Source organism: Pseudomonas sp. PDM22 (assembly GCF_014851965.1).
Classification (GTDB): domain Bacteria; phylum Pseudomonadota; class Gammaproteobacteria; order Pseudomonadales; family Pseudomonadaceae; genus Pseudomonas.
In genome coordinates this window covers 91,948-106,347 of sequence record NZ_JACVAR010000002.1, presented here as the reverse complement: position 1 = coordinate 106,347, position 14,400 = coordinate 91,948, and the positions used below count along the sequence as shown (strand labels likewise).

Here is a 14,400-nt window from a genome sequence, read left to right as displayed (position 1 = left end):
GCTCGCACGGCTGGAAATAAAAAGGAGCGCTCATTGGCGCTCCTTTGTCTTATCGATCGCTTAACGCCTCACCGGGCGCTTCTGCAGCTTACGTTGCAATGTGCGCCGGTGCATACCCAGCGCTCGAGCGGTCGCGGAGATGTTGCCGTCATGTTCGGCAAGCACGCGCTGGATATGTTCCCACTGCAGACGATCCACCGACATGGGGTTTTCCGGCACCAGGGATTCCAGGTCGGCATGTTGCGACAGCAGTGCAGTGAGCACATCGTCGGCATCGGCTGGTTTGCACAGGTAGTTGGTGGCGCCGCGCTTGATGGCTTCCACCGCGGTGGCGATGCTGGAATAGCCGGTGAGGATCACCACGCGCATCTCGGCGTCGAGCTCGAGCAGCTTGGGCAGCAGCACCAGGCCGGAGTCGCCGTCCATCTTCAGGTCCAGCACGGCGTAGTCGGGCAGATCTTCCTTGGCCATGGCCAGGCCTTCCTCGGCGGAGCCGGCGACCGACACCCGCAACCCGCGGCGGGTCATGGCTCGGGCCATGACGCGGGTAAAGGTGGCATCGTCGTCCACCAGCAGCAGGTGGGGCTGCTCTTCGCCTTCGAACAGGATCTCTTCGCTCATGGTACTTCCTCGCGGGCGCGGCTATCAGGCCACGCCATAGCTTCTGGGCAGACGCAACTCGGTCAGAGTGCCGCCATCTTCATGGTTATACAACTTCACCGTTCCACCCGCGCGGGTCACGCTGGCCTGACTGAGGAACAACCCCAGGCCAAAGCCCTTGCCCTTGGTGGTGAAGAACGGCTTGCCGAGCTGTTCGGCAATCGCCAGCGGCACGCCCGGGCCCTGGTCGCGGATGCTCAGGCAGATTTCACCGGCATCCCAGTCCAGGCGGATGTCCAGATCGTCCGGACAGGCGTCCGTCGCGTTATTCAGAAGATTCAGCAGCGCCTGGCTCAGGTCGGTCGGCGGAGTCATCCGCGGCGCCTTGCCCTTGCCCAGCGTCTGGTAGCGATAGCTCGCCTCGGGGCGCATCAGGTGCCAGCGACGCAGCACCGACTCGACCCATTCGTTGGCGCCCTGCTCTTCCACCGCCTGGCGACGATCCGCCTCGGCGGCGCGTACCAGGTGCTGAAGAGTAGTCTTGCAGAGCTTGACCTGCTCCTGCAGCAGGGCGAGATCTTCCTGCAACATCGGCTGGTCCGCATTGGTCTGGCGCAATTCCTTGAGCAATACGCTCATGGTCGCCAGGGGCGTGCCCAGCTCATGGGCAGCGCCGGCGGCCTGGGTGGCAACGGCCAGCAGTTGCTGGTCGCGCATGCCTTCCTCGCGGCGCTGGGCCTGCAACTGTTCCTGGCGGCGCAGCGACTCGGACATGCGGGCGACGAAGAAAGTGATCAGCGCGGCGGCCAGCGCGAAGCTCAGCCACATCCCGTAGATCAGCAGGTTGTCGCGCTGCCCGGCCGCCATCTCCAGCGGGTGGAACCACACCAGCAGCACCGTATAGCTGGCCAGCGCGAGGCCGGCCAGGGCGATGGTGTAGAGCCACGGCAAGGTCGCCGCGGCGATGGTCAGCGGCACCAGGTAATAGGAGACGAAGGGGTTGCTCGAACCGCCCGAGTAATAGAGCAGCACGCTGTGGATGACCAGGTCGCAGGCGAGCTGGACGGCGTACTCGAGCTCGGTGACCGGCCACGGACCGCGCAGGCGCAGCGCAGTACCCAGGCACAGCACGAGGGAGACGCCGATGGTCACGCCGAGCGCCAGCCAGGGCAGCTGGATCAGCTGGGCCTTGTAGGCGAGCCCGACGGAACCGGCCTGGGCGGCAAGGACGAGAATACGGATGAGCGTCAGATGCAGAAGGTTCTGACGACTGGCGGACAGCTGGAAAACCGGTGGGCGCATGGTGAATTCCGGAATTTGCGCGAGTATAGCCAAGAGCCCCCTCCCCTTAATGCGGCATAGCGCCACAGCATACTCCAGCGCGCCCTGTGACGGCCGCCCCAGCCCGAAACAATTGGTGACATCGGTCATTAACCCGAATCCGAACCCTTCCTCGTCAAAGGGTCTGACAGTTCTCGCCACTGCCTCTACTAAGCTGTGGCTCGGACATTTTCTGGAGCAAGGAGTCATCCATGTCTGTACTGAAGAAACCCTTCACCGCCATCGCCGCCGCCATCGCCCTGTGCGCCACCAGCCTGGGAGCCCTGGCAGACGAACCTCGCTACAACCAGGTTTCGCTGCGCGCCGAGGTCAGCCAGGAAGTCGCCCACGACCTGATGCACGTGACCCTGTTCAGCGAAGGCCAGGGCACCGACCCGGCCAAGCTCGCCGCCGAGACCACCACCGCGATGAACGCGGCGGTCGAGCAGGCCCGCAAGGTGAAAGGCGTGACTGTCAGCCTGGGCAGCCGCAGCAGCTACCCGGTGTATGACGACAAGGGGCAGAAGATCACCGCCTGGCGCGAGCGCGCGGAAATCCGCCTGGAAAGCACCGACTTCGCCGCCCTCTCCCAGCTCAGTGCCGACCTGCTGGGCAAGCTGAAGATGGGCAGCATGAACTTCAGCATCGCCGACGCCACCCGCGCGAAGAATGAGGACGCGATGATGAAAGGCGCCGTGGATGCCTTCAAGGCCCGCGCCCAGGTCCTCACCGACGCGCTCGGCGGCAAGGATTACAAGCTGGTCAGCCTCAGCCTGAACACCTCCGGCGCGCCGCCCCCCATGCCGGTGATGCGCATGGCGGCGATGAAGGCCGACAGCTACGGCGGCGCCCCGGCCCAGGAAATCGAAGCCGGCACCAGCCAGGTCACCGTCAGCGCCGACGGCACGATCGAGGTGCAGATGCCGTAACACCTACGCTCTCCTCCAGCGCGGCGCCTCCTTCGGACCGGGGCGCCGCCACCCGACCGCACGGTTCCCATTGTCGAAATTGCGACATTCCCTTGCACCCGCGTCACAACTTCTACACTCACCCCGGTCGACCGCTTGCGCCCGGCATGTGCCGTGCATAGCTTCACGCAACGCAGCTCACGAGGCTGCCCCTCGATGACAACCAGAATAAACAGAGGTCCGTATGCGTAAGAACGCCGTCATCCGCTCCATGATTGCCGCTGGGTTGATCGCCAGCGCCCCGCTCGCCCACGCCGCCAACAACCTGGTCTACTGCTCCGAAGGCAGCCCCGCGGGCTTCGACCCCGGCCAGTACACCACCGGCACCGACTTCGACGCCTCGGCCGAGACGGTCTTCAACCGCCTCACCCAGTTCGAGCGCGGCGGCACCCAGGTCATCCCGGGCCTGGCGGAAAAGTGGGACGTATCCGATGACGGCAAGACCTACACCTTCCACCTGCGTTCCGGCGTGAAGTTCCACACCACCGACTACTTCAAGCCGACCCGCGAGTTCAACGCCGGCGACGTGCTGTTCACCTTCAACCGCATGCTCGACAAGAACCACCCGTTCCGTAAGGCGTACCAGACCGAGTTCCCCTACTTCACCGACATGGGCATGGACGCGAACATCGCCAAGGTGGAGAAGGTCGACGACCACACCGTCAAGTTCACCCTCAATGAAGTCGACGCCGCGTTCATCCAGAACCTGGCCATGAGCTTCGCCTCGATCCAGTCCGGCGAATACGCCGACCAGTTGCTCAAGCAGGGCAAGGCCGCCGATATCAACCAGAAGCCGATCGGCACCGGTCCGTTCGTGTTCAGTCGCTACCAGAAGGACGCGATGATCCGCTTCAAGGCCAACCCGGACTACTGGAACAAGGGCGAGGTGAAGATCGACAACCTGATCTTCGCCATCAACACCGACGCCTCGGTGCGCATGCAGAAGCTCAAGGCCAACGAGTGCCAGATCACCCTCTTCCCGCGCCCGGCCGACCTGGAAGCGCTGAAGAAGGATGCGAACCTGAACATGCCGTCGCAGCCGGGCTTCAACCTCGGCTACATCGCCTACAACGTCCTGCACAAGCCGTTCGACAAGCTTGAAGTGCGCGAGGCGCTGGACATGGCGGTGAACAAGAAGGCAATCATCGACGCCGTCTACCAGGGCGCCGGCCAACTGGCCGTGAACGGCATGCCGCCAACCCAGTGGTCCTACGACGACACCATCAAGGACGCCGGCTACAACCCGGAAAAGGCCAAGGAACTGCTGAAGAAGGCCGGCGTGGCCGAAGGCACCGAGATCACCCTGTGGGCCATGCCGGTGCAGCGCCCCTACAACCCCAACGCCAAGCTGATGGCCGAGATGCTGCAGTCCGACTGGGCCAAGGTCGGTATCAAGGCGAAGATCGTCACCTACGAGTGGGGCGAGTACATCAAGCGCGCCAAGGGCGGCGAGCACGACGCCATGCTGATCGGCTGGAGCGGCGACAACGGTGACCCGGACAACTGGCTGGGCACCCTCTACGGTTGCGACGCCGTGGACGGCAACAACTTCTCCAAGTGGTGCGACCCGGCCTACGACAAGCTGATCAAGGATGCCAAGCGCACCCCCGACCAGGCCAAGCGCACCGAGCTGTACAAGCAGGCCCAGCACATCCTCAAGGAGCAGGTGCCGATCACCCCGATCGCCCACTCCACCGTGTACCAGCCGATGCGCAAGACGGTGCAGGACTTCAAGATCAGCCCGTTCGCGCTGAACTCGTTCTACGGCGTCAGCGTAGGCAAGTAAGGCCAGCGGCCGCCGGGTTTCCCGGCGGCCCTTTCTTCCGGCAGCCGCCGTGCGCAAAGCGCTCATCCGCCTGACCCTCGCCAGCCTGCTCGGCTGCGCGCCGGCATTCGGCCAATCCCTGGTGGTCTGCACCGAGGCCAGCCCGGAAGGGTTCGACATCACCCAGTACACCGCCGCCACCACCGCCGATGCTTCGGCGGAGACCGTCTTCGAGCGCCTGGTACAGTTCGCCCCCGGGAGCACCCGCGTGGTGCCCGCGCTGGCGGAAAGCTGGGAGATCAGTGACGACGGCCTGCAGTACACCTTCACCCTGCGTCAGGGCGTGAAATTCCACAGCACCGACTACTTCACCCCGACCCGCGAGTTCGACGCCAACGATGTGCTCTGGAGCTTCCAGCGCCAGCTCGACCCGAAGCATCCGTGGAACAAGCTGGCCCCGCGCGGCTTCCCCTACGCCGAGGCGATGGGCCTGCCCGGCCTGATCAGCGCAGTGGAAAAGCTTGACGACCACCACGTGCGCTTCACCCTCAGGCACCCCGAGGCGCCCTTCCTCGCCGACCTCGCCATGGGCTTCGCCTCCATCTATTCCGCCGAGTACGGCGACCTGCTGCTGGCCGCCGAGAAGGCCGACCAACTGAACAACCTGCCCATCGGCACCGGCCCCTTCGTCTTCCAGCGCTACCAGAAGGACGCCCAGGTGCGCTTCAACGCCAACCCCGACTACTGGGGCGGCAAGCCGAAGATCGACCGCCTGCTGCTGGCGATCACTCCTGATCCGAACGTGCGTATCCAGAAGGTCAAGGCCGGCGACTGCCAGATCGCCGTCTACCCCAAGCCCACCGACATCCCCGCGCTGCGCCAGAACCCGAAGCTGACGATCGAAGAACTGGACTCGCTGCTGGTCGCCTATGTCGGCATCAATACCCGACACAAGCCGCTGGACGACGTGCGCGTGCGCCAGGCGATCAACCTCGCCTTCGATCGCGACGCCTACCTGCGCGCGCAATTCGGCGAAGGCGCCGCGACGCTGGCAGTGGCGCCTTATCCGCCGACGCTGTGGGGCTCCGATCCGCAACTCAAGGTCTGGCCCCACGATCCGGCGCGGGCGAAACAGCTGCTGGACCAAGCGGGCATCAAGCCCGGCCTGAAACTGTCGATCTGGACCCGCCCCGGCGGCGGGCCGACCAACCCCAACCCCGGCATCGGCGCGCAGATGCTGCAGAACGACCTGGGACAGATCGGCATCCAGGCGGACATCCGCGTGTTCGAATGGGGCGAGCTGATCAAACGCGCCAAGCAGGGCGAGCACGACCTGATCTTCATGGGCTGGGCTGGCGACAACGGCGACCCGGACAACTTCCTGACACCGAACCTTTCCTGCGCCGCCGCCAAGAGTGGCGAGAACCAGGCGGGCTGGTGCAACGCGGAGTTCGACGAACTGCTGCGCAAGGCCCGCGCCATTACCGCTCAGGAAGCCCGTGCGGGCCTCTACCGCCAGGCCTTGGCAATCTACCAGCGCGAGGCACCGTGGATCGCCCTGGCCTACCCGAAGCAGTTCGCCGTGGTGCGACCGGGCGTGAGCGGCTTCACCCTGAGCCCGCTGGGGTCGAACAACTTCTCGCGGGTTGAAGTCGCGCCCTGACTGTAGGAGCGCGCCATGCGCGCGATCGCTGGCATGGCCCGCTCCTGGACCAAACTTCAGGCATCCAGGCCGAACGGATCGTCCACTGAATGACTCGGCTGGGTGAACCAGCGCGGACCTTCCGCCGTCATGTAGAAGTGGTCCTCCAGACGGATACCGAACTCCCCCGGCACACAGATCATCGGCTCGTTGCTGAAGCACATGCCGACGTCCAGCGGCGTGCTGTCGCCGCGCACCAGGTACGGCCCCTCGTGGATATCCAGACCGATACCGTGGCCGGTGCGGTGCGGCAATCCGGGCAGCGCGTAATCCGGCCCTAAGCCGCCGGCCTCCAGGCAACGGCGGGCCGCGGCATCCACCTGCTCGCAGGGTTCACCCAGCACAGCGGCGTCGAACGCAGCCTGTTGCGCGGCCTTCTCCAGGTCCCACAGCTCCCGCTGGCGCGCGCTGGGCGAGCCGAACACGTAGCTGCGGGTGATATCCGAGTTGTAGCCGAACAGCTGGCACCCCGTGTCGATCAGCACCATGTCGCCTTCACGCAACGGGCGCGGTTGGCGCACGCCGTGGGGGAAGGCGCTGTCCTCGCCGAACAGCACGATGCAGAAGGTCGAACCCGGCGCGCCGACCTGCCGGTGCGCCACCTCGATGAAGCGCGTCACCTCGGTGGTGGTGATGCCCTCGCGCAGGATGCTCGCAGCGGCCTTGTGTACTTCCAGGGTCATGTCCTTCGCCCGCTGCATCAGCGCCAGCTCCGCCGGCGACTTGCAGCGCCGGCACTGCTCGATCAGCGCGCCGGCGTCCACCAGTTGCAGCTTGCCCGTCGCCTGGCGCAGGCGCTCGAACATGCCGAACGGCAGGCTGTGGGAAAGGCCGACCCGCGCACCTTCACGCACTTCAATCTCCGCCAGCATTCCAGCCAGCAGGGCGAACGGACTCTCGTGCTCGGCCCACACGCTGATGCTGCCGGGCAGCACCTGCAGATCGCGCACCGTGCCCTCTTCGAAGGCCGGGGCGATGTAGCGCACTTCGCCCCGCGCCGGCACCAGCGCGCCCACCAGCCGTTCGCTGGGGCTCCACTTCAGGCCGGTGAAATAGACCAGCGTGCTGCCGGCATCGACGAATACCGCCGAGATTTCCCGCGCCTGCATCAACTGCTGCAGCTGCGCGATGCGCGCCTGGTACTCCTCGAGCGCAATGGGCCGAGCGCCGGCCGTCATGACCTGCAATTTCGCCAGCGCCTGCTCGGGGCTCACGCCCCCAACTCCCAATGTCATGCGACTCTCCCGAGGAATGGAATGAAACGACCTGAAATTTAAGCAGCACTGAAATTCCCGGTCAAAGGCTTTTCGGTGTTCTGCCTCCTTGCGGCCGATTTTCCGTCCGCTGATGGCTCGATGCTTTCACCGGCCGACGACACTGGTATGCTGCCGGCGTCCCACAAGAGCCTTGCCAATGTCCGCAGATCGTATCGGAGAACGCCTGCGCCGTTATCGGCGCGCAGCGAAGAAGACCCTGAACCAGGTGGCCGCCGAATCCGGCCTGACCGCCAGCTTCCTGTCCCAGGCCGAGCGCAATCTCACTGGCGTCTCGCTGTCTTCCCTGGCCAGCATCGCCAAGGCGCTGGACGTACCGCTCAACGCCCTCTTCGACTCTCCGCAGCAGATCCCGCCGGACTCGCACCAGGGCGAGCGAGTGCGCTACACCATCGAAGGCCAGCCACTGAGCTACGAGCGGCTGTCCAGCAGCTTCCCCGGCAACCAGCTGAACGCGGTGAAGGTGACTGTCCCGGTGGGCTACGAATCCGAACTGATCACCCACGACGGCTCGGAATTCGCCTACGTCCTCACCGGGCGTATCGCCTACGACATCGATGGCCACACCTATCCGCTAGGCCCCGGCGACTCCGTACACTTCGACTCCGGCAAGCGTCATTGCCTGCGCAATGTCGGCGACAGCGTGGCGGAAATGCTCACCGTCACCACCCTTCCGCTGTTCGGCGAACATCCCGCCACCTGATTCACAGACTGGCAAAATTTTCAGTACCACTGAATTTTAAGTTGAACTTAATTTCAGCCTGACTTAACTTCGGCGCGGCGTGGCCGGGCACAGCCCGACCATGAATGGATAGGCCTTATCCGGACCAGTCCGACCAGGCCGGCTGCAAACCCCATCGGTTCGCCGGCCCCCTCAGAAAAACAAGAATGAGGTCAGGCAATGCGCAAGATGCGACGTAATCCCCTGCACGCACTCGCCTTCGGCGGGCTGCTGCTCGCCGGCTCCGCGGCTCAGGCCGCCTCCAGCCTGGTGTACTGCTCCGAAGGCAGCCCGGCGGGCTTCGACCCCGGCCAATACACCACCGGCACCGATTACGACGCCACCTCGGAAACCCTGTTCAACCGCCTCGTGCAGTTCCAGCGCGGCGGCACCGAAGCCCAGCCAGCACTCGCGCAAAGCTGGGAAACCTCCGCCGACGGCAAGACCTGGACCTTCCACCTGCGCCCGGGTGTGAAGTTCCACACCACCGACTACTTCAAGCCGACCCGCGAATTCAACGCCGACGACGTGCTGTTCACCTTCAACCGCATGCTCGACAAGGAGCAGCCGTTCCGCAAGGCGTACCCAACCGAGTTCCCGTACTTCACCGACATGGGCCTGGATCGCAACATCGCCAGGGTCGGCAAGGTCGACGAGCACACCGTGACCTTCACCCTGAACGAGGTCGACGCGGCCTTCGTGCAGAACCTGGCAATGAACTTCGCGGTGATCCAGTCCGCCGAATACGCCGACCAGTTGCTCAAACAGGGCAAGCCCGGCGAGATCAACCAGAAGCCCATCGGCACCGGTCCGTTCGTGTTCAGCCGCTACCAGAAGGACGCGATGATCCGCTTCAAGGGCAACAAGGATTACTGGAAGCCCGAGGACGTGAAGGTCGACAACCTGGTCTTCGCCATCAATACCGACGCCTCGGTGCGCATGCAGAAGCTCAAGGCCGGCGAATGCCAGATCACCCTGAACCCGCGCCCGGCGGACCTCGAGGCGCTGAAGCAGGACCCGAACCTGAACATGCCGTCGCAGCCAGGCTTCAACCTCGGCTACCTGGCCTACAACGTCACCCACGCTCCGCTGGACAAGACCGATGTGCGCCGAGCGCTGGACATGGCGCTGAACAAGCAGGCGATCATCGACGCGATCTACCAGGGCGCTGGCCAGCTGGCGGTGAACGCCATGCCGCCGACCCAGTGGTCCTATGACCAATCGATCAAGGGCCAGGCCTACGATCCGGAGCAGGCCAGGGCGCTGCTGAAGCAAGCCGGCGTGGCCGAAGGAACCGAGATCACCCTCTGGGCGATGCCCGTGCAACGCCCGTACAACCCCAACGCCAAGCTGATGGCCGAGATGATCCAGGCAGACTGGGCCAAGGTCGGCATCAAGGCGAAGATCGTCACCTATGAGTGGGGCGAGTACATCAAGCGTGCCCATGCCGGCGAGCATGACGCCATGCTGTTCGGCTGGACCGGCGACAACGGTGATCCGGACAACTGGCTGGGCACCCTCTACGGCTGCGATTCGGTGAGCGGCAACAACGTCTCCAAGTGGTGCGACGCCACCTACGACAAGCTGGTGCGCCAGGCCAAGGCCACCACCGACCACGACCAGCGAGTGGCCCTGTACCAGAAGGCCCAGCAACTCCTCGCGCAGCAGTTGCCGATCAGCCCCATCGCCCACTCCACCGTCTACCAGCCCATGCGCAAATCGGTGCAGGGCTTCCTGATCAGCCCCTTCGGGCGCAACTCCTTCTACGGCGTGGCCAACCAGCCCTGATCGCCGACTCGACACCGGCGGCCACGGCCGCCTGAACGCCAGCCCGGCGCAGACCGGGCGGCACATCCCGTCTTCCCCTCCGCCTGCCGGCTCCCCCATCTCTCCGATGGGCGGAGGGGATGCATTCGTTGCTAGGAAAACCGACAACAACAAGGAGCAACTCATGCAGCATCACGTATTCACCCGCACGCTTCTGGCACTCGCCGTCCTGGGCGCCCCGCTGGGCCAGGCATTCGCCGACGAGGACGATCTGCCCCCAGACGAAACCCTCCGCAACAGCGAAGTGGTGATCAAGGGCCAGGCCGGCGCGAAAGGCTTCATCGAAGGCCAGAGCCTGACCTTCAGCACCCGCAACTTCGCCGCCCGCGAGCAGATGAAGGACAGTTTCCACTTCAACATCAAGAAGGACGGCTATACCGAGCCGACCCACAGCCGCTACACCTGGACCCAGGGCAGCCAGCTCAAGTACAGCTCCGGCTACACCCAGGGCACCGTGGGCGTTGGCCTGGACGCCTCCGCCTTCAACGAGATCGCCCTGGAACGCGGCCACGGACGCATCGCTGGCGGCGGTACGCGCACCCTGACCGACAGCGACGGGGATGCCGTGCCGCAGTGGTCGAAGATGGGCGTGGCCAACCTGAAGCTGCGCGCCTCCAACACCGAGCTGCGCGCGGGTCGCCAACAGACCGAGACCCCGGTCTTCAACATCAACGACAACCGCGCCCTGCCCTCGTCCTTCGATGGCGTCAGCCTCCTCAGCGAAGAGCTGGAAGGCCTGCAGGTCCAGGCTGGCAGCTTCACCCGCGCCAGCCCGCGCACCGGCGCAGGCAGCGAACGCCTGACCACCGAGTACGGTGCGCAGGACTTTTCCGGCAGCCACTTCAGCTACCTGGGCGGCAGCTACCAGGCGATGAAGGAACTGAAGCTCACCGCTTATGGCGCGCACTTCGAAGACATCTGGAACCAGTACTACTTCGGCGCCTCCCACGACCTGGGCGACCCATCCAGCCTGGCGCTGAATACCAGCCTGAACTTCTACCACACCGGCGACACCGGCGAGCGCAAGGCCGGCTACATCGACAACGATGCCTACAGCCTCGCCTTCACCCTCACCCACGGCGCCCATGCCGTGCTGCTGGGCTGGCAGCAGATTCGTGGCGACGAGTACTTCGACTACGTGCACGAGACTGCGGCCATCTACCTGGCCAACTCCCTGCTCTCCGACTACAACGGTCCCAACGAAAAGTCCCTGCAGCTGCGCTACAGCACCGACTGGGCGGCCTTCGGCGTGCCCGGCCTGACCACCATGGCGTGGTACGCCAAGGGCTGGGGTATCGACGGCACCCACTACGACGGCGACCGCAACGGCGTGAGCGGCTACAACGTGCGCGCCATGGACGACGAGAAGCACCACGAGCTCGGCCTCTCCACCGGCTTCACGCTGCAGGACGGCCCGCTCAAGAGCAGCAGCTTCCGCCTGACCTACATGAAGCACCTGGCCAGCCAGAATCAGGCGGACGGTAGCGTCAACGAGATCCGCCTGGTCAGCAACTTCCCGTTCAACCTGCTGTAAGGAGAACCGGCATGCCCATCCCGCGTCTGATCCCCCTTCTGCTCGCGCTCGGCAGCGGCACCGCCCTGGCGCAGAACCTGGTGGTCTGCACCGAAGCAAGCCCGGAAGGGTTCGACATCGTCCAGTACACCGGCGCGGTCACCGCCGATGCCAGCGGCCAGACCGTCTTCAATCGCCTGGCCGACTTCCGCCCCGGCACCACCGAAGTGGTGCCTTCGCTGGCGCAAAGCTGGGAGGTCAGCCCCGACGGGCTGAGCTACACCTTCCACCTGCGCCCGGACGTAAAGTTCCATACCACCGACTACTTCAAGCCCACGCGCGCCCTCAACGCCGACGACGTGCTCTGGACCTTCCAGCGTCCGCTGGACCCGAAGCACCCCTGGCACGAATCGTCCGCGCGCGGCTATGCCTACTTCGACGCCATGGGCATGCGCGAATTGATCAAGTCGGTGGAAAAGCTCGACGACCTCACCGTGCGCTTCACCCTGAATCACCCGGAGTCGCCGTTCCTGGCCGACATGGCGATGGACTTCGCCTCCATCTACTCGGCCGAGTACGGCGACCAGTTGCTGGCCGCCGGCAAGCAGGGCCAGCTCAACAACCTGCCCATCGGCACCGGGCCCTTCGTCTTCAACCGCTACGCCAAGGACGCCCAGGTTCGTTTCCGCGCCAACCCGGACTACTTCGGCGGCAAGCCGAAGATCGACAACCTGATCTTCGCCATCACCCCGGATTCCAACGTCCGACTACAGAAGATCCGCCGCAACGAGTGCCAGATCGCGCTCTACCCCAAGCCGTCGGACGTGCCGGGTCTGGAGCAGGACAAGAACCTGGCAGTGGACAGCATCGACGCCCTGCTCACGACCTATGTCGCCCTGAACACCCGGCACAAACCGCTGGACGACGTGCGCGTGCGCCAGGCCATCAATCTGGCGTTCGACAAGAAGGCCATGCTGGATGCCGTCTACGGGAATGGCGCGGCCACGCCGGCCATCAACCCGTACCCCGCCACCCTGCTGGGTTACAACAAAGACATCCAGGACTGGCCGTACGATCCTGAACGAGCCAGGGAGCTGCTCAAGGAAGCGGGCGTGGAGAACCTCAAGCTGACCCTGTTCACCCGCAACGGCAGTTCCTCGACCATCCCCAATGCGGCACAAATGGCACAGATGCTGCAGTCGGATCTGGCCAAGGTGGGCATCACGCTGGACATCCGCACCCTGGAGTTCGGCGAACTGATCAAGCGCATCAAGGCCGGCGAGCACGACCTCTCGCTCTATGGCGGCTGGGCCGGCGACAACGGCGACCCGGACAACTTCCTCTCGCCCAACCTGAGCTGTGCGGCAGCGAAATCAGGCGAAAACCATGCTTTCTGGTGCGATCAGGACTTCGAATCGCTGATCCAGGAAGCCCGCCAGACCAGCGACAACGCAAAACGGGCGGAACTTTACAAAAAGGCGACATCCATATTCCACGAGCAGGCCCCATGGATTCCCCTGGCACATCCTAAGCTGTTCAATGTGCGCCGCAGCACTATCTCGGGCTACACCATCAGCCCGCTGACAAAAAACAACTTCGCCGACGTTCAGATCCAGTAACCGGCAAAGTCATAAGAAACCGGCGCCCGTCGTGATCCGACGGGTAGCCGCTCGGTGAGGAGCCCCCAACCACCATGCTCAGTTTCATCGCACGTCGATTCGGTCTGCTGATCCCGACCTTCTTCGGCGTCACCCTGCTGACCTTCGCGCTGATCCGCCTGATTCCGGGCGACCCCGTGGAAGTGATGATGGGTGAACGCCGCGTCGATCCGCAGATGCATGCCGAGGCCATGCACCGCCTGGGGCTCGACAAGCCCCTCTACCAGCAGTACCTCGACTACGTCGGCAACCTCGCCCAGGGCAACCTCGGCGAGTCGCTGACCACACGCGACAGTGTCTGGCACGAGTTCCTCACCCTGTTCCCCGCGACCCTCGAACTGTCCCTGGCCGCCCTGCTGTTCGCCGGCGTCTTCGGCCTGCTCGCCGGGGTGATCGCCGCCTTGAAGCGAGGCTCGCTGTTCGACCACGGGGTGATGACCATCTCCCTGGCCGGCTACTCGATGCCGATCTTCTGGTGGGGCCTGATCCTCATCATGCTGTTCTCCGTTTCCCTGGGCTGGACGCCGGTTTCCGGGCGTCTGGACCTGCTCTACGACATCGAGCCGAAGACCGGCTTCATGCTCATCGACACGCTGCTGTCGGATGAAGAAGGCGCCTTCATGGACGCCGTGCGCCACCTGATCCTGCCGGCCATCGTGCTGGGCACCATCCCGCTGGCGGTGATCGCCCGGATGACCCGCTCCTCGATGCTCGAAGTACTGCGCGAGGACTACGTGCGCACCGCCCGCGCCAAGGGCCTGTCGCCGGCCCGCGTGGTGTTCGTGCACGCCCTGCGCAACGCCATGATCCCGGTACTCACCGTGTTCGGCCTGCAGGTCGGCACGCTGCTCGCCGGTGCGGTGCTGACCGAGACCATCTTCTCCTGGCCCGGCATCGGCAAGTGGCTGATCGACGCCATCGGCCGCCGCGACTACCCGGTGGTGCAGAACGGCATCCTGCTGGTGGCGACCCTGGTGATCCTGGTGAACTTCATCGTGGACATCCTCTACGGCCTCGCCAACCCACGCATCCGTCATCAACGCTAACCGGAG

General features: G+C 64.7%; 11 protein-coding genes. 8 read left to right on the top strand and 3 right to left on the bottom strand.

The window, feature by feature from the left end; translation table 11 throughout:
* Positions 1 to 60: 60 nt before the first annotated feature.
* Entirely contained in the window at positions 61 to 621 is a 561-nt protein-coding gene (locus IB255_RS06155) for a response regulator transcription factor (RefSeq protein WP_081517431.1), read from the bottom strand.
* A gap of 24 nt (positions 622 to 645) precedes the next feature.
* The gene (locus tag IB255_RS06150; protein WP_045209553.1) at positions 646 to 1,902 is read right to left on the bottom strand and encodes an ATP-binding protein; all 1,257 of its coding nucleotides are present in this window, start codon (positions 1,900 to 1,902) and stop codon (positions 646 to 648) included.
* Positions 1,903 to 2,132: 230 nt separating this feature from the next.
* On the opposite strand from IB255_RS06150, the gene IB255_RS06145 reads away from it, so the two are divergent.
* The 3 genes from IB255_RS06145 (at position 2,133) to IB255_RS06135 (ending at position 6,316) form a co-directional block, all read left to right on the top strand.
* The gene (locus IB255_RS06145) at positions 2,133 to 2,849 is read left to right on the top strand and encodes an SIMPL domain-containing protein (RefSeq protein ID WP_192209892.1); all 717 of its coding nucleotides are present in this window, start codon (positions 2,133 to 2,135) and stop codon (positions 2,847 to 2,849) included.
* 223 nt (positions 2,850 to 3,072) lie between these two features.
* Positions 3,073 to 4,674 carry an ABC transporter substrate-binding protein gene (locus tag IB255_RS06140; protein ID WP_192209891.1) on the top strand — a complete coding sequence of 534 codons (1,602 nt, stop codon included), beginning with the start codon at positions 3,073 to 3,075 and terminating at the stop codon, positions 4,672 to 4,674.
* Between the two features lie 49 nt (positions 4,675 to 4,723).
* On the top strand, positions 4,724 to 6,316 hold the full coding sequence (locus IB255_RS06135) for an ABC transporter substrate-binding protein (protein ID WP_192209890.1): 1,593 nt from the start codon (positions 4,724 to 4,726) through the stop codon (positions 6,314 to 6,316).
* Positions 6,317 to 6,372: 56 nt separating this feature from the next.
* Here IB255_RS06135 and IB255_RS06130 read toward each other — a convergent pair whose 3' ends face one another.
* A complete protein-coding gene (locus tag IB255_RS06130) occupies positions 6,373 to 7,590 on the bottom strand; it encodes a M24 family metallopeptidase (protein ID WP_192209889.1) in 1,218 nt (405 codons plus the stop codon).
* Positions 7,591 to 7,768: 178 nt separating this feature from the next.
* Here IB255_RS06130 and IB255_RS06125 point away from each other — a divergent pair, with 178 nt between their 5' ends.
* The 5 genes from IB255_RS06125 (at position 7,769) to IB255_RS06105 (ending at position 14,394) form a co-directional block, all read left to right on the top strand.
* Positions 7,769 to 8,332, top strand: a complete 564-nt coding sequence (locus tag IB255_RS06125; protein WP_081517427.1) for a helix-turn-helix domain-containing protein — start codon at positions 7,769 to 7,771, stop codon at positions 8,330 to 8,332.
* A 198-nt stretch (positions 8,333 to 8,530) separates the two neighbouring features.
* The gene (locus tag IB255_RS06120; RefSeq protein WP_192209888.1) at positions 8,531 to 10,138 is read left to right on the top strand and encodes an ABC transporter substrate-binding protein; all 1,608 of its coding nucleotides are present in this window, start codon (positions 8,531 to 8,533) and stop codon (positions 10,136 to 10,138) included.
* A gap of 163 nt (positions 10,139 to 10,301) precedes the next feature.
* Positions 10,302 to 11,711 carry an OprD family outer membrane porin gene (locus tag IB255_RS06115; RefSeq protein WP_192209887.1) on the top strand — a complete coding sequence of 470 codons (1,410 nt, stop codon included), beginning with the start codon at positions 10,302 to 10,304 and terminating at the stop codon, positions 11,709 to 11,711.
* Positions 11,712 to 11,722: 11 nt separating this feature from the next.
* Positions 11,723 to 13,309, top strand: coding sequence for an ABC transporter substrate-binding protein (locus IB255_RS06110; protein WP_192209886.1), 1,587 nt, complete (start codon positions 11,723 to 11,725; stop codon positions 13,307 to 13,309).
* A 74-nt stretch (positions 13,310 to 13,383) separates the two neighbouring features.
* On the top strand, positions 13,384 to 14,394 hold the full coding sequence (locus IB255_RS06105; protein ID WP_045209546.1) for an ABC transporter permease subunit: 1,011 nt from the start codon (positions 13,384 to 13,386) through the stop codon (positions 14,392 to 14,394).
* The last annotated feature ends 6 nt before the right edge of the window (positions 14,395 to 14,400 follow it).